The sequence below is a fragment of the Tunturiibacter lichenicola genome (assembly GCF_051013355.1).
In the GTDB taxonomy this organism is placed as follows: Bacteria; Acidobacteriota; Terriglobia; order Terriglobales; family Acidobacteriaceae; genus Edaphobacter; species Edaphobacter lichenicola_F.
This window is the reverse complement of record NZ_CP132944.1, coordinates 288,111-307,276: the sequence shown is the minus strand read 5'-3', so window position 1 is coordinate 307,276 and position 19,166 is coordinate 288,111. Positions and strand designations below refer to the sequence as shown.

Sequence of the window (19,166 nt, the reverse complement as noted above, 5' to 3'; positions counted from 1 at the left end):
CCACTCACAGTCTCATCGTGAGTGGCGCAGTGGAGAGACCCCCGTATTTTGCAGTTGCTGTTGCAGTTGCCTGTCCTTTGTTGTCATCCCGCAGGGATCTGCTTTTGCAGTTGTCATTGCTTTCTCCCGTGCCATCCCGAGCGAAGTTGCTCACGGCATTGTGTGAGCAACGCAGTCGAATTAACCGAAAGCACGCGTTACGTCTTTTCTAAATCCCCTCTAACGCAGTTCTCAATTCACGCCCATCGCACTTTGTAAATCCCCCGATCTTGGGGAATCTGTACCATCCTTGGTCAACAAAAAAACATCACAACCCTGTGAAAATACCGAGAAACCTATATCCTGAGAGCAAAGCTTCACTCGGAAGGCCGTACCCATGATGGATCAAGCAACGCAGACCGCACCAGACCTACGCACCACAGCCTTTCCCGCCGAGTTCACCCCCGGCGCTCGCAACGCGGTCACGACCTGCCTGCGCATCCAGCCCAACGAGAAGGTCACCCTCATCACAGACGAGCGCTGCCTCACCATCGCAGCCTCTCTCGTCGCAGAACTCGAGCGCATCGGCTGCGCATGGAACGCCTTCGTACTTGAAGCCCTCGCCCCACGCCCACTCGTCAATCTCCCCGCCACAATCCTCGACGACATGGAGACATCGCAGGTCAGCATCTTCGCCGTCGAAGTCCAGCCCAACGAACTCCACTCCCGCATGCAGATGACCGACGTCGTCAATCGCCGCCGCATGCGCCACGCCCACATGGTCAACATCACCCCCGAAATAATGACCCAGGGCATGCGTGCCGACTTCCTCGCCATCGACAGCCTCTCCCAGGCCGTCCTCGACAAGGTCCGCGCCGCCACCTACGTCCGCGCCACCACCCCCGCCGGCACCGACATCCACGCCCAACTCAACCCCGACTACCGCTGGTTCAAAACCTCAGGCATCATCAGCACCGAGAAGTGGGGCAACCTCCCCGGCGGCGAGTGCTTCACGGCGCCCGGCGAGGTCAACGGCGTCTTCGTCGTCGACGGCGTCGTAGGCGACTACCTCTGCGCCCGCTACGGCATCCTCCGCGACCAGCCCCTCACCATCAACATCGAAGGCAATCGCATCACCCGCGTCTCCAGCGAAAACAAAGCCCTCGAGCGCGACTTCTGGGCCTACACCCACACCGACGAAAACTCTGACCGCGTCGGCGAGTTCGCCATCGGCACCAACATCGGCGTAGACCGCGTCATCGGCAACATCCTGCAAGATGAAAAGTTCCCCGGCATCCACATCGCCTTTGGCGACCCCTACGGCGCCCATACCGGTGCTCCCTGGAAGTCCTCCACCCACATCGACGTAGTCGGCCTAGAGTTCAGCATCTGGCTCGGCGACGCCGACGGCGAAGAACAAATCATGCGCGACGGCCAATTCCTCATCGAAGCGTAGACAATCACCGTCCTTCGCTTTGCTCGTTCTTTTGTTGTCATTCCGCAGCGCAGCGGAGGAATCTGCTTCTCTACAACAAACCCCAACCATCATTTTCATCCAGTGTTGAAGCCTCCACACCCCATCCCACGTCCAATCCAACTATGGACAAGAAACAACTAGGCAACTCAGATCTGCACCTCTCCCCAATCGGGTTTGGTGCATGGGCAATTGGCGGCGGCGACTGGGCGTTCTCATGGGGCCCGCAAGACGACAACGATTCCATCGCAGCCATTCACAAGGCCATCGACCTCGGCATCAACTGGATCGACACCGCCGCCGTCTACGGCCTCGGTCACTCCGAAGAGATCGTCGGCAAAGCCATTAAATCCGCATCCAGCAAGCCCTACGTCTGCACAAAAAGTTCGATGGTCTGGGACGACAAACGCGAGATCACCAACAACCTCAAGCAAATCCGCCGCGAAGTCGAAGACAGCCTTCGCCGCCTCCAGGTCGAAGCCATCGACCTCTACCAGGTCCACTGGCCAAAACCCGATGAGGATCTCGAAGAGGGCTGGACCACCATGGCCGACCTGAAACGCGAAGGCAAAGTCCGCTGGATCGGTGTCTCCAACTTCAGCGTCTCGCAGATGGAGCGCGCCATCAAGATCGCTCCCATCACCTCCAACCAGCCGCCCTACTCGATGCTCAACCGCGCGGTCGAAGCCGAAATCCTCCCCTTCACCCACAAACACAACATCGGCACCATCAACTACGCCCCCATGCACTCCGGCCTCCTCACCGGAGCGATGTCGAAAGAACGCGTCGCCAACTTCCCCAAAGACGACTTCCGCCGCAACGCAAAGAACTACCAGGAGCCGCTGCTCTCGCGCAATCTCACCATCGCCGACTTCCTCAAAACCATCGGCACGCGTCACAACGTCACTGCCGGCGTCGTAGCCATCGCCTGGACGCTCCACAACCCAGCCATCACCGCAGCCATCGTCGGCGGCCGCAACGCCAAACAGGTCGAAGGCGTCATTCCCGCCATCACCTTCCGCCTCAGCGACGCCGAATACGCCGAGATCAACGCATTCCTCGCCGCACACCCATAACGGAAAACCCTCGCGAAACCGGCTGCAGCAGCTACACTAGCTCCCATGCTGCAGCCCTATCGCGACCAGTTCAACGCGCAGTTCACCCCATCAAAATACGCCGACCTCATCTCGCGCCTGAATCGCGCCACCCGCACCACCATCGAATTTCGCATCGCCGAAACCCCTTGCTTCTTCCCGCAGTCGCTCCTCGACGAACTCACCCGCACCGGCGCCGAGCTCACCGATCAGCTCCTCGACAACCCCGCCTACATGCAGGCCTCAAACCAGACCATCCCCGCCCAATATCTCGTCCCCAACGAGAATCCCCATCCCAACTTCATGACCGTGGACTTCGGTCTCGTTCGCAACCCCGACGGCACCCTCAGCCCCAAACTCGTCGAGCTTCAGGCCTTCCCCTCGATCTTCGGCTATCAGGACATCCTCGTCCCCCAATACATCGAAACCTACAACCTCGACCCCAACCTGCAAGGTCATCTCGGCGGCCTCACCGAGCAGTCCTACTGGGAGTTACTGCGAAAGGTAATCCTCAACAGCCACGACCCCGAAAGCGTAGTCCTTCTCGAGATCGACCCCGACCACCAGAAAACCCTTCCCGACTTCCACGTCTACGAAGACAAACTCGGCATCTCCACCGTTGACATCACGAAGCTCACGAAACGCGGCAACCGCCTCTTCTACCACCGCAACGGCCGCGACATCCCCATCCATCGCATCTACAACCGTGCCATCGTCGACGAACTCGAACGCAAAAACATTCATCTCCCCTTCGACTACCGCGACGACCTCAACGTCGAGTGGGCCGGCCATCCCAACTGGTACTTCCGCATCAGCAAGTATTCCTTGCCCTACCTCAACCACCCATCGGTCCCGCGAGCGGTCTTCCTCGACGACTGGTTCGCCCGCCGCAACATCGAAAGCCTGCCCACAGACCGCGAAAAACTCCTCCTGAAGCCCCTCTACTCCTTCGCCGGGAAGGGAATTCAGTTTGCCCCAACCGACAAGGAGCTAAACGCAATCCCCCCCGCAGACCGCCACCTCTACCTCCTGCAGGAGCGCGTCACCTTTGAACACACCATCCAAACTCCCCACGGCCTCACCCAGGCCGAAATTCGCATCATGTACCTCTGGCCAGACGACGGCGCCCTCCAGCCTGCCATCGCCCTGGTCCGCCTGGGCCGCGGACTCATGATGGGCGTAGACCACAATCGCGACAAGGAGTGGGTCGGCAGCTCCGCCGCCCTATGTCCAAAGGTGTGACCCAGCTCTCAGAAAAATGGAGAAACAATCGGTCAGGTGCGGTAGACTCCACTGTGTTACTTAAGGAATGCTTTTTACGGCGTAAAGTTGCACCAGAACGCGGTCCAAGGAGGATGAGTGGCTCAGTGGCAGATGCCGAACGGGGAAAATCCAGTTCGCACCGCAGTACGTTTTCCTATGAGACTCCCAATACGGGTGCAGACAGAACAGGGCGAGTTGGACGCCATTACTGAAAACATCTCGGCAAACGGTTTGCTGTTCGTAAGTGAACAGCTACCGGAAGTAGACAGCAGAATTGAATTCACCATAGCAATGCCTTCGGCAGTTATGGGCACTACAAACGACGTAACCATACATTGCATCGGACGCGTCGTCCGCCACTATCTGCAGAACGGTGAGAAAAAAGCGGCCGCAGTGATCGACGAATACTTTCTAAAGGCCTGACATATGAACGTTGTCCATTTCGATACAACAGCTCGCAGCAACGAGGAACTCCCTGAAGAAAACACATCCCCTGCTGGCATTCGTGTCATTCTTGCCGATTCGCAGGCGATCTATCGCGTAGGGATGAAGAAAGTCTTTGCGCTAGAAGATGACATTCGGGTCGTAGCCCAGGTCGAGACGCTCCAGAATCTCTACGCCGCCCTGCAGCGCTATCCCACAGACGTCGTCGTCCTCGAAGGGCAGCTCATCTCCGGCACCATCGATGCTATTCCAGAGCTCGTCCGCCAGGCGCCCGACGCGAAGCTCATCGTCCAGGTCTCCGAGACCGACGAGTCCAACACCGTCGAACTCTACCGTCGCGGCGTTCGCGGAGTCGTGCCCCGTTCCATCTCCCCCGACCTTCTCGTGAAGTGCGTCCGCAAGATCGCCGAAGGCGAGACCTGGATAGACAACCAGTCCATCAGCTGGGTCATTGAGGCCTACCGCTCTCAGGCTACAAGCCTCACCGATCCCAAAGTCCAGCCCAAGCTCTCTAAAAAAGAGCTGGCCATCATCAGCTGCATCACCCGCGGCATGCGCAACAAAGAGATCGCCTACCAGATCGGCACCACCGAGCAGGTCATCAAGAACTATCTGCGCAAGGTCTACGACAAGCTCGGCGTCTCCGACCGCCTGGAGCTGGCTCTCTACTGCCTGCACCACGAACTCTTAAAGAAGTACCTGGTCGATACAGACCCCGCCGCGACAGCTGCTCACACCGAGCCCTCCCAGCCCCTTCGCGCCAAAATGTAGCCAGGCACATCCGCAGTGGCAGTTGCCGCCGCATGTTTTCTGTTGTCATCCCCCACAGAATTCTGCGTTTGCCACTGCTACGGTTGTTGCTTGTTTTTTTGTTGTCATCCCCCACAGAATTCTGCGTTTGCCACTGCTGTGGTTGTTGCTTGTTCTTTGGTTGTCATCCCGTAGGGATCTGCTGTTGCAGTTGCTTTTGTCGTCGTCTGTCGTCCCCACCACCCAAAAAGCGTCATCTCGACCGAAGCAACAGACAGTCTCACCGTCTGTTGTGTAGTGGAGAGACCCCCCGCATTTCGCCCGCGCCCTCCCATACAGTTTCCCCCAAAATTCTTGTCAAGCCCCAGACTCCAACATCTCGCTTTATATCAACGATATAAAGCTGACGCATGAGTTCCTCTCAGTTCCATATAATTAAAGCAGAAACACGAAACCGTGAACGGAGGAACTTTCTCGCCGCTATATCGCCCTAACCCGTTTGAATGGAATATTTTAGGCGTAACCCATCTGGAATGAATATTTTGCAGACAGCATTGATCTTCAAACCATTCAAAAGAAAGAATTTACGTACAAAATACCCCGAGGGGGAGGGGGTACCACCTTCCCGGTGACACAAGTCATCCTATGAAAGATGTATCCTTCTCCAGGCAGTAAGGAGCCTAAAGAACCACATGGGAATTGCGACTTCACCACTGAATCTGGCCCAGGGCAAGCTGAACGTGGCCGCGCCGTATCTGATCGAACAAACATGGGCCGACTACACCCCCGAGCAACACGCCATCTGGGCTGAACTGGTCAGCCGCCGCATGCCGCAACTCCGCGAGCACGCCTGCCAGGAGTATCTCGACGGATTCCGCCAGATCGGACTCCAGGAAGACAAACTACCCAACCTCTCCGAGGTCAGCGCGCTCCTTCAGCCCCGTACAGGCTGGCAGTCCACCCCAGTCAGCGGCTTCCTCCCGGCCGACGCCTTCTTCGAGATGCTCGCCGCTCGCATGTTTCCCACCACCACATGGCTCCGCTCGCGCGACTCGATGGAGTACACCCCGGAGCCGGACATCTTCCACGACGTCTTCGGCCACGTGCCCATGCATGCTCACCCGGTCTTCGCAAACTTCCTCGAAAGCTACGGAAAAATCTGCGCACGCCTCACCGATCCCGAGGCGCTGGAGCGTATGGGGCGCCTCTTCTGGTTCACAGTCGAGTTTGGCCTCATCCGTCAGAACGGCGAGATCAAGGTTTATGGCAGCGGTTTGATCTCTTCTCACGGCGAATGCACCCGCGTTCTGGCCGGAGGCTGCGAGGTCAAGGACTTTGATCTCGACGCCGTCCTTAATCAGGAGTTTCAGACCAGTGAGATGCAATCGGTCCTCTACGCCGTCGAGTCTTTCGACCAGATCTACGAAGCGACTAAGCTAGCCGAAAGCAGGCTGACCTAGAAACGAACTGAGCATCACAGAGTGGTCTGTTAAATCATCAAAAATAAGAAGCGGCTGCGGGGAATGAAACCCGCAGCCGCTTTTACATGCAACGCTTGGCGGGCGTTTACCGGTGTCCGCCACCACCATGACCGCCGCCTCCACCGTGGAAGCCGCCACCACCGCCGCCATGGAATCCACCACCACCGCCGCCACCGTGGTATCCACCACCACCGCCGCCATGATAACCGCCACCCCCGAACCCGCCTCTCACTGCCGCACCGTGATAGCCGCCGGCGTATCCACCGCGGTATCCGCCGCCATAACCGTAACCACCCCGGTAGCCGTAGCCACCACGGTAGCCATAACCGTATCCACCGCGGTAGCCGTAGACGCCACGGTATCCGTAGCCATAACCACCACGGAACCAAGGACCGGCACCGATGAAGATACCGCCGCTAAACCACGACGGGCCATAGTATCCATATGGCGCGCAAGCGTAAGGAGCATAGCCGTAGTAGCCATAGGCGCAAACCGGAGCCGGGTAGCCGTAACCCCCATACACCGGGCCACCGATGCCGACCCCAACCGAAACCTGGGCATGAGAGTAAGTCGCTGCCGGGATGATTAGAACAGCGAGTAAGGCGAGATAGCGTAAAAATCGCATTTCGAATCTCCTCTGCAAGAGCCCAGTACGCCTTCGAGCGTCAATGGCCTTGCGGATCCCAGGCCGCCCAAAGCGGAACCGACATCCTGTATATAGGAACGCAAAAAGGTAAAAAATGTTGTGCGGGTCTAATATTTCGCAACCCGGCTGCAAACAAGTGCAGAGAAGCTCTAGGGAACGCTCCAGCGCCGAGGAATCTCGAGTCTCTCCCCCAAACTGAAGCAGATCTGTGATTTCCCGTGTATCAGAACGGGACAAGCAGAAACGCCGTTCCTATCTTGCTAACAGAGAAAGGGAAAACAATTGGCACTGCAGGGTAAAATATTCCCAACTAAGTAAAGATTTTGCGTAAACTCTGCAATATTCGGCATGTATTACTTCCTCACCGCTTTGGTCTGCAAATTGCAACATCCGGAGTGTTCGTCCAGTAATGGTTCAGGACGATCTTTACTTACCCTAAGGTGAACGAATGCGTCGCTTTGTCTATCTTCTGCTTTTGGTGCTCTTCGTAAGTGCCTCCGCAACTTGTGTCAGCGCGTCAACAGATTGCGAGCGCTGGTATGCCGCTTACCGCCAGGAACTCGCGCATTCGCGCCAGGTCCAGCGCATCGCCGCTGCCAGGCGTCGGGCGAAGCTGTACGCCCAGCGGAAGATCGCTCAAGTGCAACCAGCGCCCAAGCCAAAGCTGGTTCGTGCGAGTCATCCGATGACCCGCAAACAGACGCTCCGCCACATCGATCTGGCCTGCGGTGTCCTGCCGGAAGGTGGGGGAGACGAGCCCCTCGTATCCGAAGAGACTCCGGGTCCTTTCAACGCCGAGCGCCCGACGAACTACGGAATCGATCTGCTGCCTGCTGCTCCGGGTGAACTGATTGCCGAAAACGATGCACCACCTCCGTTCGGTGGGTACTCGTCGGGTAGCCCAAGCGAAGGTGGAACTGCACCCTACTATCCCGGTTTTGGCGGCTCCGGTGGTGGAGCATCTTCAGGCGGTGGCCCCGGCAAAGGCGTGACTGTACCCCCTCCACCTGTGACGCCTCCACCGGTCACACCTCCACCCGTCTCAGTTGTGCCGGAGCCTGCAAGTTTCGTCTACTTACTCACCGGATTAGCCGGTGCTGCCGGAACAATTCGTCGCAGATTCAAGGCTTAGTACACCCTTCAACTCCCGGTCGTCGAGTGCCGGGAGTTGAATCGCATGACCAATCAGCAGAATCACAGGTGCGGGACCAACATCTGCATCGTCCAGCCCTGCGAGAGTAGTACGGTGAATGTGCTCCTCCGGCGCAGTCGCGTTACTGATCGCGACGCACGGGGTGTCGGCGATAATCCCAGATGCAATAAGGTCATCAGCCAGCGCGCGAAACTTGCGTCCGGGCATATAAATAATCAAGGTGGCGTCGTCCGCCAGCCCTCCGGCCCACTTTGGCGTTGGCTCTAGCTTTCCCGCTGCGTGATGGGCCGTAGCGAGAATCAGTTTGGAAGCTGCACTACGGTCGGTCAGCGGCGTCTTGAGTCGTGCAGCAGCGGCAAAGGCAGTCGTGATGCCGGGGATCACTTCGAATGAAATCTGAGCTGCCCGCAGCGCTGCCATCTCTTCTCCCGCTCGTCCGAAGATGAGAGGGTCCCCGGACTTCAGTCGGAGCACTGACCTGCCTGCCTGAGCCGCCTCCAACATCAGTACATGGATTTCGGCTTGCGTAATGCGCGGCTGCCCGCATCGCTTCCCAACCGGAATGATCTCCGCTCCCGCGTGAGCCATCGCGAGAATCTCCGCAGAGACAAGATCATCCGGAAGAATCAAATCCGCCGTCTCAAGCAGCCGAAGCACACGCAGCGTCAGCAGATTCGGATCCCCAGGGCCCGCTCCGGCTAAATAGACATTCCCTGGTTGCGCGGCGGCGTTCAAGACTTCCTCTCAGGCAGCGGATTGGTCAACGCATGTTCTCGGGCCATCACACGAGAAGGGCATCCGTCATATCCGCAGACCTCACGCTGTGCCAACTGGTGAAGCAGCCACCTCCGCTCCTCATTCAGCGGCTCCATCTGCGTCACTTCGCGGCGTAGATTACCCAGATCGCTCACCCAGTCTCCAGCGTCCAGCGGTAATTGCTCATTGATCTCTTTGCGAAGCCTCTGCGACAGCGCCGGGCTGGCTCCAGCCGTAGAGATGGCGATCTGCAGATCGCCCCGCCGCACTACGGAAGGGAAGTAAAAGTCGCAGAATGGTGGGTCATCCACTGCATTGCAGATGACATTGTTCTTCGTGGCCTCATGGAAAACGGCACGGTTGACGGCCGCATTATCCGTTGCGGCAACCACCAGAAACTGTCCTGCCAAATCACCGTCCACGTACTCCCGTTGTTGCCATTCGATCTCTCCGGCGACAGCCAGATCAACAATGGAGGGACGCGCAGCGGGCGCGATCACCGTAACCTTGGCATGAGCAGTTCGTAGCGAATCGATCTTCGATTCTGCAAGGTTGCCCGCTCCAATCACCATGCAAGGCCGGGCAGCGATCTTAAGAAAGATAGGAAAAAGATCCATACTATAAATCTACTCTCCCGGAGCATGACGGCCAGCACCCACCGGCGGCGCATCCCGTTCCACCGGATCGACTACCGTGCCGGCAAGCTGTGCGCGAAGACTGTCGTCATCGGTTCGCGCAAAATAAGCACGAAGATCCTCGTCCGGCAGCCGATCAGCGAGATAGCTGCGCAGTAGTCTCTCGATCGCATCGGGAACCTCGTCAGCTGCGGCCCGATAGCCGAGCGGCCGAGCGGTTCGCGCGAACCTGCCAACGGCTCCTCCAACGCAAAAATAAAAAGCGTCGACCGATTTGCCGTCCTTCTTGATCTTCTTACCTTCGAGACCGATATCGGCGATCCAATGTTGTCCGCAACTATTCGTGCATCCAGTCACATGCAGCTTAATCTGTTGGTCGAAGCCTGGAAGCCGTTCCTCCATCTCGCTGACCAGCCACTTTGAGAACCCTTTCGTCTCGGCGATCGCGAGCTTGCAGAACTCGGTTCCCGTGCATGCAATCGCTCCTCGCCAAAATGCCGATACATCAACCTGCAGATCCATACTGTTCAACGCAATCACCAGGCTAGCCGTCTTCTCATTTGGCACATTGACGATGATGATGTTCTGCATGATGGTCGTGCGCAACTCGCCGGTGCCATATTGCTCAGCCAGTTCAGCCAGTCGAATAAGCTGGTCACCAGAAAGCCTTCCGCGCAGAACGCTTGCGCCAACGGCCGACACCCCATGCTGACGCTGCGGCGTAACGCCGATGTGGTCACGGTACACATCATCCGGAACGATGTCGCTCGCGCTTGGGCTCGGGGCCAATTTATAGCCGAGCTTGCTCTCTAATGCATCAAGGAAGGACTCGGCAGTCCAGCCATGCCGCATGAAAAGGTATTTAATACGTGCCCGCGTCCGGTTCTCGCGAAGCTCCTGCTGTTCGCGGAAGATCTCCGCAGTCGCATGAACAGCCGCATACGCTTGGTCCTGTCGGATAAAAGCTGGAATCCTCACCGCAAGATGAGGCTCGGTAGAGAGTCCACCCCCAACCCTCAGCGTATAACCAACCTCTCCTTTGCCATCGACGACGCGTTTGATCGCAGTAAGCGCGACATCGTTAATCTCCGGGTACGAGCACCACAACGAGCACCCTGTAACGGAGATCTTGAACTTGCGCGGCAGATTATAAAACTCCGGGTTGGCCGTCAGTTTGTGTGCGATCTCAACAGCCAACGGGGAGGCATCAATAATCTCGTGTCCATCGAGTCCAGCCAGCGGGCAGCCGGTTACGTTGCGAACCACATCGCCGCAGGCGCCCTTGGGGCTTAACCCCACTGCAGTCAGTGCATCGACTACCTCGGGCAGAGCCTCAATCGTCAGCCAATGAAGCTGGATGTTCTGTCGCGTCGTAATGTCCGCAAGGTTCCGTGCGTATTTCTTTGTCAGCTCACCAATAACGCGAAGTTGCGCGCTCGTAAGAATGCCATTCGGTAACCCAATTCGCATCATGAAAAACTCAGTAGCTTTGCCCTCGCCGCCGACACCACCCGTTACGCCGACACCATCGCCCTGGGTATAAACACCCCACCATTTAAAGTAGGTTCCGGCCCACTCAGGAACCACGGAGCCGCGACCCTCCTTGGCAAACTGACGGACCTCATCCCATGCCTCCCAGGGATTCTTCGCAAGCTTCAGCCGTTCGGACTTTTGTGCTTTGGTCTCTTTGACGGGTGGTGAGTCGGGGGTGCTCATGATGAGGGTCCTTTTGATGCGACAGAAGAATGAGTGCGTCAGAAATAAAAAGCCCACTGTTGAAGTGGGCGCTGATGGCTTTTGCGGGATGATCGGGACTTAGTTGCTAAGTCGGCGAATCAGGCAAAGTCGACCACGCGCGCAGTCGTGACAACACGCGCAACAGACGGTCAGCTTATGTGCAGTCGAAATCACCATGCTCTAAGGTTAGTTCCCGAGCCACCACACGTCAAGGCGGGTTAGCCGAAAGACACTCTAAATATCAACGTCTTGAAGGCCGCAACAATGAAATTCCGAGTGAAAGCAGATATGCAGACACTTAGTCTACTTCCGCCAGAGACAGTTTGTGTCGCACGTCGGAACCTCGGACCCAGAAGATGACGTCCTCGGCGATGTTCGTCGCATGGTCTGCTGCGCGTTCCAGATTACGCGAGATGATGATGGCATTGAGCGCCTGTCCGCTGACAACCGGATGTTGCTGCATGACTTCCATCAGCTCGTTTTGCACATCGCGGTTCATATCATCGATCTCGTCGTCCATTGCCAGCACGGACTCGGCAAGTTTGGCATCTGCCTCCAGCAACGATTGAATCGCGCGTCGAATCATCACCCCCACCTTCTCACCCATATCTGGAATGTCGATGGGAAGGGAGATCTTCGGCGAATCGTGCAGAAACTGCGTCCGAGACGCGATATTGGTGGCCTGATCGCCGATGCGCTCAAGGTCTCCATTGATCTTGATGACTGACAGGATAAAGCGTAGATCGATGGCCATCGGTTGCTCTTTGGCCAGCAGATCGTAGGCCATCTCGTCGACGTCGCGCTCAGCGGAATTGATCGCCGCCTCAATCTCTCGTACGTGGTCGCAAAGCCCAAGATCTCCAGTGAGATACGCCTCCAGCGACAGCGAAAGTGCTTGCTGCGAGAGCGCCGCCATGGCAAGAAGTTTGTCTTTGAGAGCTACCAGTTGTAGCTGAAAGTTGATGCGTGGCATAGGTAAGTCCCTCGAAAGGCCATCCTACTATTGTGACGTAAAGAAGGCGAAGAAACTATAAATATCGTGCTAAGACGAGAGGTTCATGTACATAGTTTGGGAATAGCGAAGACTACTTGTAAAGCAGATATTCCTGTCGTCGATACTCAAACGCTGCCAGTTCTGTCTCCCAGGCCGCAGCGATCTTTCGCGGATCATCCTGGTTTGTCAGCGCCTGCATCGTATCGACGTTCGCGACGAGGTAAGCGGCCTTCGCCAGCTGAAATTCAGGATAGAGATGGTGTAATGCGCTCAGAAGTTCAATTCCAAACTCTGGCGAATTAAAAGCGTTTCGATCAGTCACAGTGAAAGCTATTCCCGGAATCGTCTTCCCGTGTGACGGGTAGTGATTCGAGTCATCCGCAACGGCAAAGCTCGTTGCTGTAACGCTCACACCAGCAATATTGCGCGCAGTCAGGTAAGCCGCAAGCTCTGAACCATTGATGTAGGGCGCGCCGATATGCTCATAGGGTCTATCGCTGCCACGGCCAACCGAGATGTTGGTCATCTCCGTCAGGCCAATTCCAGGATAGAGCGTGGCGGCCGCAGGACTACGCAGATTCGGGCTGGGGTTTGTCCATGTCAGTCCGGTCTCGTCGAAGAACTCCCGACGCTCCCAGTTCTGCATCGGCACAACGGTGAGTTGAGCTTGAATGGGGATCTGAATATTGGGTGAAGTGGTACTTGGAATCTTGCGTTCGCTGTTGAAGTACCGCGCAAGCTCACCAAGAGTCATGCCATTGCGAACCGGCATCGGCATGTAGTTGTTGTATGACTCGGCACCAGCATCGGAGACCGGACCTTGCACCGCGATCCCCCCGTTCGGATTAGGACGGTCCAGCAGAATAATCTCGATATGCGCCTGGGCTGCAGCCTCAAGAAAATAACCAACCACTGCTTCGTAGGTGTAAAAGCGAACTCCCACATCCTGCAGGTCAATCACGACAGCATCAAGAGCCTTGAGAGACTCGATACTTGGCCGACGCTGCTCCGGCTTTGCTCCATAAAGACTGAGGACAGGAAGCCGCGTCGAAGGGTCAAGATCATTGCCAATCTTAGTCGTATCTTTCACTCCCAGAAGACCGTGTTCCGGCGAGAACAACGTCTTAAGCTCCACTTCAGGAATGCTATGCAGCAAAATGTCTATCGTGCGCTTGCCCTCGCGATCAAGCCCAGTCTGGTTAGTAAGCAGTCCCAACCGCAGATGATTGTTATGACGTTTCGCAGCCTGGGCCAGCGCCTCGAAGTGACTAGCCTCCAGCACATCAATTCCCGTAAGCGTTTTGGAAGCTGTCACATCAGAGCGTGGTCTTTCGGGGAGTCGAAGTGCGCGAGCTGCTGCACTGGCAACTTGCCCGCGTACAACCGAGATAGGCGGCGCTCCTCGCGGATGAATCGCATTCGACAACAGAACAACGAAGGTATCACTCGACGGGTCCATCCAAAGTGAAGTACCGGTAAACCCGGTGTGCCCAAAGCTGCCGATGGGGAACACCTCACCACGCGGACGCGAAAATGCCGAGTTGATGTCCCAACCAAAACCGCGCGTTGCAACCCCTGTTGTGGTCTTGCCGTCAGCGGTAAAAACTGTCGCGCCAGCAACGGCCGTCGATGGCTGCTCCGGCTGAGTCATCAGTTTGAGCGTCGATTGCTCCAACGGAAAATTACTCGGACGCCCGGCAAGCCGATCGAGCAGCCCCTGCGCAAACAACGCAACATCCCCAGCGGTAGAAAATACCCCCGCATGCCCGGCCACTCCACCCATTCGTCTCGTCGTAGGATCATGCACAGTCCCGCGAAGCAGCCTGTCAAAATCAGGATTCGTAGCCGCTGTGCCTTCATTGTCATACGCCGTCGGAGCAATGGTCGAAATCCACGTACTGCTAGGCAGATAGCGAGTATGCGTCATCTTGAGCGGCCCGAAGATATACTCCTCCGCATAGTCGTCGAGCCTCTCCCCACTCACCTTCTCCACCAGCACGCCTAGCGTGATGAAGTTAATATCGGAGTACTTGAAATGTGTGCCGGGCACAGTCTCCAGCCCCGCATTCATTGCCCTTCGAACACCCTCCGCCTTATCAGGAGCAGCCAGCCCCCACGCATCCTTCAAATCGAGATCTTCCGGCAGACCCGAGTAGTGAGTCAGCAACTCACGAACAGTAACCGCTTGTTTTCCATTGACGGCAAACTCAGGAAGATACTTCGCCACAGGGTCGTCAACCTGCAGTTTATGCGCCTCATAAAGCTGCATCACCGCCGTCGCCGTGACAAGGCACTTCGTCAACGAAGCCATATCTAAGACCGTGTCCTCGGTCATCGGTTCAACGGCAGGCTCAAGGGCACGGTTACCATAAGCCTTCTCGAACACCGTCTTTCCATCATGGTTAACAAGCACCACCGCCCCCGGCAGCTTCTTGGCAGCGATCGCCTGATCCAAAACCGCAGAAACACCGCTGAAATCGTAGTGCTCCCGGGCGCTGTCCGAGCCTCTGCCAGCAGAAGCACTCTGCGCGTCACAACGCAAAGCCAGCAAAACCGGCACAGCCAACGCGAGCACTATCCCGGCAACACGCGCGGCAGCTCTGCTCCGTTCTCGAGCCGATCGCCCCCCAGGCAACACCACGCTAGCCAGCGAACCCACAACAAACGTCACGACGGACCCAATCAGCACATACCAGGTGAAGGCAATATGCGGAACCGTAAGCGGCCCCAACGCAATCGGCGTCACATGCAGCCACAGCAGAAGATTCAGCGCGAACCCACAAATCATCCCGACAATCGCTCCTGCCTGCGTCGCATAACGAGTCAGCGTCCCCAGCAAAAAAACCCCCAGCAACGCTCCATACGCCACCGAAGCAATCGACAACCCAACCTCCACTACATGGCCCCTGCCGCCAGCAAACACGCTATACACAGCCACTCCGAACAACACCACCGCCCACACAACCGTGCTCGATCTCGACACCATCATGCGTTCCCGATCATCCGCCTCCGGCCGCCAATGCATATAGAAATCCACGACCGTCGTCGACGAAAGGGAATTGAGTGCAGCACTTAAATTCGACATCGCAGCCGCGAGAATCGCAGCCACCAGCAATCCCGCAATACCAACCGGCATCTCCTGAACGATAAACGTAGGAAAGATCCGATCCGCAGAAGCAAACGCCGTCGGATGCAGACCATAGAAGACATAAAGCCCCACCCCAATCAGCAAAAAAAGTGTGAACTGCAAAAAGATCACAGCCCCACTCGAAAGCAGCGCCAGACGAGACTCGCGCAAATTTCTCGCCGCAAGCATCCGTTGCACCATCAACTGATCCGTACCATGCGAGGCCATCGTCAAAAATGTTCCGCCCAGCACTCCCGCCCAAAACGTATAGCTCTGTGTCAGGTTCAACGCGAAGTGGAACAGCCGAAACTTACCCGCCGCCGCAGCGACCTCATGAATCTGCGACCATCCTCCCGGCACATGCGTCCCCAGCGTAAAGATCGCCACCATCGTCCCGCCAATATAGATCACCATTTGCACAACATCGGTCCAAATCACCGCAGCCATCCCGCCCTCAAACGTATAGAGCAGCGTCAACGCCGAGATGATCCCGATCGACAACACATCCCGCGTCCCAATCGCGATCCCTACCACGATACTCACCGCAAACACCCTCACGCCCTCAGCCGCCGCGCGCGTCAACAAAAACAAACCCGCAGTCACCTTATGCAAAGTGTGCCCGAAACGCCGATCGATCAACTGATACGCAGTCAGCATCTGCCCCTGAAAATACTTCGGCAGAAAGATCAACGCCACCACCACACGCCCGATCATGTAGCCGATCACGATCTGCAAAAAGCCAAAATCCCCGGCAAACGCCACACCCGGAATACTGATAATCGTCAGCGTACTAGTCTCGGCCGAGACAATCGACAGTGCAATCGCCCACCACGGAATCGTCTGGTCGGCCAGAAAGTAACTCCGCAGCGATCGTGCATTCGGGTCTTTACTGCTTCGAAACCGCAAGCCAAACAACGTAATACCAATCAGGTAAACGACGATCAGGCCCAGGTCGAAGGTGTGGAGGCGCGTTGGAAGTGCGGCAGCATGCATTCGTGCAAGTGTATAGCGACCACGCGCCTGCACGCAGCATGCCTCTTCCATAAGATGTGTCGGACGAAGGTTGCAGCCCGCCCCCGCTCCGAGACCGCAAACCTGACATATCATTTCACCTTATGGGTCTGTATCTGGCGATCGACGCGGGCGGTACGAAAACAAGATGTCTTCTTGCAGATGAGACAACGATATTAGGACGTGCCGAAACCGGCAGCGTGAAGCTCATGCGAGTCAGCGAGGCAGAGGCCTCCGCCCGACTGCGCGCCATGCTGGCAGAGGTCTCCCGTACAGCCGACGTTAGTCTCGGTGAGGTCACGCAAACCTGTGTCGGACTTGCAGGTCTGACCATCGACGCCGTACGCGAGTGGGCCGAGCGCGAGATTGGCGAAGTCGTCAGCGGAGGCTTGCTTCTCGTTGGCGATGAAGAGATCGCCCTCGACGGTGCCTTTCGTGGTGGCCCGGGCATTCTTATCATCGCCGGAACAGGTTCGAACATCATGGGCAGAGTCGAAGATGGAACCATGTATCACGCAGGCGGATGGGGCCCCGCCATCGGCGACGAGGGCTCCGGCTTCTGGATCGGCCAGGAAGCTCTGCGTGCAGGCTTCTGGGCAAAAGACCGCGGCGTCCCGACCAACCTGCTTACAGAGATCGGAGAATTCTGGGGCGCAGGATCCCTCGGCGAGATCGTCGAAATGGCAAATGCACGTCCTGGCCCCGACCTTCCAGCCCTCGCCCCTATTGTGAAGCGATGTGCCGAGGCAGGCGACGAACTCGCAATCGCAGTATTAGAGCGTGCTGGCGCTGAGCTCGCCGAACAGATAGCTCTTGTCGCTCTGAAGATGAGGGAGTCGGGTGGCAGAAGAAACGTTGAAGCAGCCTACACCGGCAGTGTTCTGGAGCACATCTCGCTGGTCCGCTCTTCGATGGTGGCGACCCTCAAAACTTCATCGCCAAACGTAAAGGTCTTAGAGGGAGCAGTAGACTCACTCGAAGGCGCTCTCTGGCGAGCAAGACAGATACTGAAATAGCCCCGCCACAGACTTTCCCCGACAGAAGCTTCACCACTTCCCCTCACTTCGCCACGTCCCCTCATGTCGCCACTGCCCCTTCACGTCGCCACAGCTCCTCACGTTGTCAGCCTGAACGCAGTGAAGGATCCTCGTATTTCGTCGTTGCTTGTTCTACGTCGTTGCTTGTTCTACCTCGTTGCTTGTTCTACGTCGTTGCTTGTTTTTAGGAAGCCACATCGTCTTGAACGCTTCTATGAGCCAGCTATCTCCAGTGACCGTAAAGCGAGCCCCCGCGCAACCGAAGTAAATTCGTTCCCCGCCCGCACGCGCGAAGCCGTAAATCGCGTCTCAAAGATCCGCCTTACCGCCGGCACAAAGCTCGTACCACCCGTCAAAAACACCCGGTCAACCGCTCGCGCATCAACGCCGCTCTTCGTTAGTAGTGCATCGACGCACTGTTCTATCGATCGCAGATCATCGGCAATCCATGCCTCGAAGTCCTCGCGCGTGACCGTCGTGACAGTGTCCATACTCCCATCACGAAAACGAAACTCTGCAGATTCGGTATGCGACAGGTCCACCTTCACTCGTTGCACTGCCTGGTGGAGTTGATACCCAAGGTCTTCTTCAACAAGATTGATCAGCGCTTCAATCTTCTCCGGCTCCTGCGCACGGGCACGGGCGCTCTTCAATATCTCCGCCACGTTCCTGGTCTTCAAAAAAGATAAATAGTGCCAGCGCTCCAGGTTGGCATAGATCCACGCTGGTACCGCAGGAATAATGCTGGCGGGACGATCGGGTGCGAGTGCATAGGAGCGTTCAAAGCTCTCGGAGCCCAGCGCCGGAGATACCAGCTTACGGACGATGCGCGCATCGAAGCTATCCCCGGCAAGCCCCAGTCCGCTGTTGCCAAGAAGATCTTTGGCGGTTCTACCTCGGCCGCGAACACCGGGACCAACATGCAGCAGAGAAAAATCGCTTGTGCCTCCACCAAAATCGCCGATCAAGATCAGCTCATCATGGTCGAGCGTGGCCTCATAGGCATAGGCCGCCGCAATAGGCTCCATCTCAAACGTGACGGACTCAAATCCGCTGTGTATAAAAGCCTGTTTTAGTCGCTTGACGGCAAACTCATCATCCTCGACGTTATCGGCCCCCACAAAACGCACTGGCTGCCCCACCGTCGCATGACGAACTGGCTGGCCGAACTGTCGTTCCGCAGCCAGACGTAAATCAGTAAGAATGCGCGAGATCAAATCTTCAATCGTGTACCTGCGGCCAAACACCTCGGTGCCAGTCAGGGTACGACTCGTCAAATACGACTTGAGCGACTGAATCAGCCTGCCCTTATGCTCAGCCTGAAGGTAATGCTCAATGCCAGAAGGTCCCGTGAAGCTTTTGATCTGCGTTCGACCCGCATGTTTCTGCTGTTCGAGGTAAAGCACCGAACGAAACGACTCAGTGGCACCCTTCGCGGTAGGGAAGGACACCAGCTCCACTGCGCCGTTGCCTCGCGCTACAGCGATGGAGCTGTTCGTAGTGCCGAAATCAATTCCAAGTGATAGGCCGATGAAGTCCGTCGAAAGCATGATCTTTTAGATTGCCAGACATTTCGACCTGAGCG

15 protein-coding genes are annotated in these 19,166 nt (G+C 56.9%); 8 read left to right on the top strand and 7 right to left on the bottom strand.

Annotated features, from left to right (window positions below; genetic code table 11):
• The first annotated feature begins 376 nt into the window (after positions 1 to 376).
• The 6 genes from RBB82_RS01240 (at position 377) to RBB82_RS01215 (ending at position 6,464) form a co-directional block, all read left to right on the top strand.
• Positions 377 to 1,435, top strand: coding sequence for an aminopeptidase (locus tag RBB82_RS01240; protein ID WP_433973302.1), 1,059 nt, complete (start codon positions 377 to 379; stop codon positions 1,433 to 1,435).
• A 143-nt stretch (positions 1,436 to 1,578) separates the two neighbouring features.
• Positions 1,579 to 2,529 carry an aldo/keto reductase gene (locus tag RBB82_RS01235; protein ID WP_433973301.1) on the top strand — a complete coding sequence of 317 codons (951 nt, stop codon included), beginning with the start codon at positions 1,579 to 1,581 and terminating at the stop codon, positions 2,527 to 2,529.
• Positions 2,530 to 2,574: 45 nt separating this feature from the next.
• Entirely contained in the window at positions 2,575 to 3,789 is a 1,215-nt protein-coding gene (locus RBB82_RS01230; protein WP_433973300.1) for a hypothetical protein, read from the top strand.
• 117 nt (positions 3,790 to 3,906) lie between these two features.
• Complete coding sequence (locus RBB82_RS01225) at positions 3,907 to 4,233, top strand: PilZ domain-containing protein (protein ID WP_433973299.1); 327 nt, start codon at positions 3,907 to 3,909, stop codon at positions 4,231 to 4,233.
• A 3-nt stretch (positions 4,234 to 4,236) separates the two neighbouring features.
• Positions 4,237 to 5,025 (top strand): LuxR C-terminal-related transcriptional regulator, encoded by a 789-nt coding sequence (locus RBB82_RS01220; protein ID WP_433973298.1) that lies wholly within the window; start codon positions 4,237 to 4,239, stop codon positions 5,023 to 5,025.
• 671 nt (positions 5,026 to 5,696) lie between these two features.
• A complete protein-coding gene (locus RBB82_RS01215; RefSeq protein WP_433973297.1) occupies positions 5,697 to 6,464 on the top strand; it encodes a phenylalanine 4-monooxygenase in 768 nt (255 codons plus the stop codon).
• 106 nt (positions 6,465 to 6,570) lie between these two features.
• On the opposite strand, the gene RBB82_RS01210 is transcribed toward RBB82_RS01215, so the two are convergent.
• Positions 6,571 to 7,110, bottom strand: coding sequence for a hypothetical protein (locus RBB82_RS01210; protein ID WP_433973296.1), 540 nt, complete (start codon positions 7,108 to 7,110; stop codon positions 6,571 to 6,573).
• Between the two features lie 469 nt (positions 7,111 to 7,579).
• On the opposite strand from RBB82_RS01210, the gene RBB82_RS01205 reads away from it, so the two are divergent.
• Entirely contained in the window at positions 7,580 to 8,263 is a 684-nt protein-coding gene (locus RBB82_RS01205; RefSeq protein WP_433973295.1) for a PEP-CTERM sorting domain-containing protein, read from the top strand.
• On the opposite strand, the gene cobA is transcribed toward RBB82_RS01205, so the two are convergent.
• From cobA to RBB82_RS01180, 5 genes are all read right to left on the bottom strand, one after another.
• Positions 8,219 to 9,019 (bottom strand): uroporphyrinogen-III C-methyltransferase, encoded by an 801-nt coding sequence (gene cobA, locus RBB82_RS01200; RefSeq protein ID WP_433973294.1) that lies wholly within the window; start codon positions 9,017 to 9,019, stop codon positions 8,219 to 8,221. The two genes, RBB82_RS01205 and cobA, sit on opposite strands and share 45 nt — an antisense overlap.
• Complete coding sequence (locus RBB82_RS01195) at positions 9,016 to 9,657, bottom strand: precorrin-2 dehydrogenase/sirohydrochlorin ferrochelatase family protein (RefSeq protein WP_433973293.1); 642 nt, start codon at positions 9,655 to 9,657, stop codon at positions 9,016 to 9,018. The genes cobA and RBB82_RS01195 overlap by 4 nt, the downstream gene beginning before the upstream one ends.
• 9 nt (positions 9,658 to 9,666) lie before the next feature.
• On the bottom strand, positions 9,667 to 11,391 hold the full coding sequence (locus RBB82_RS01190) for a nitrite/sulfite reductase (protein ID WP_433973292.1): 1,725 nt from the start codon (positions 11,389 to 11,391) through the stop codon (positions 9,667 to 9,669).
• 319 nt (positions 11,392 to 11,710) lie between these two features.
• Positions 11,711 to 12,385 (bottom strand): phosphate signaling complex protein PhoU, encoded by a 675-nt coding sequence (gene phoU, locus RBB82_RS01185; RefSeq protein WP_433973291.1) that lies wholly within the window; start codon positions 12,383 to 12,385, stop codon positions 11,711 to 11,713.
• Between the two features lie 112 nt (positions 12,386 to 12,497).
• A complete protein-coding gene (locus tag RBB82_RS01180) occupies positions 12,498 to 16,559 on the bottom strand; it encodes a sodium:solute symporter family transporter (RefSeq protein ID WP_433973290.1) in 4,062 nt (1,353 codons plus the stop codon).
• Between the two features lie 89 nt (positions 16,560 to 16,648).
• On the opposite strand from RBB82_RS01180, the gene RBB82_RS01175 reads away from it, so the two are divergent.
• Positions 16,649 to 17,560 carry an N-acetylglucosamine kinase gene (locus RBB82_RS01175; protein WP_433973289.1) on the top strand — a complete coding sequence of 304 codons (912 nt, stop codon included), beginning with the start codon at positions 16,649 to 16,651 and terminating at the stop codon, positions 17,558 to 17,560.
• A 233-nt stretch (positions 17,561 to 17,793) separates the two neighbouring features.
• Here RBB82_RS01175 and RBB82_RS01170 read toward each other — a convergent pair whose 3' ends face one another.
• On the bottom strand, positions 17,794 to 19,131 hold the full coding sequence (locus tag RBB82_RS01170; RefSeq protein WP_433973288.1) for an Hsp70 family protein: 1,338 nt from the start codon (positions 19,129 to 19,131) through the stop codon (positions 17,794 to 17,796).
• Between the last annotated feature and the right edge of the window lie 35 nt (positions 19,132 to 19,166).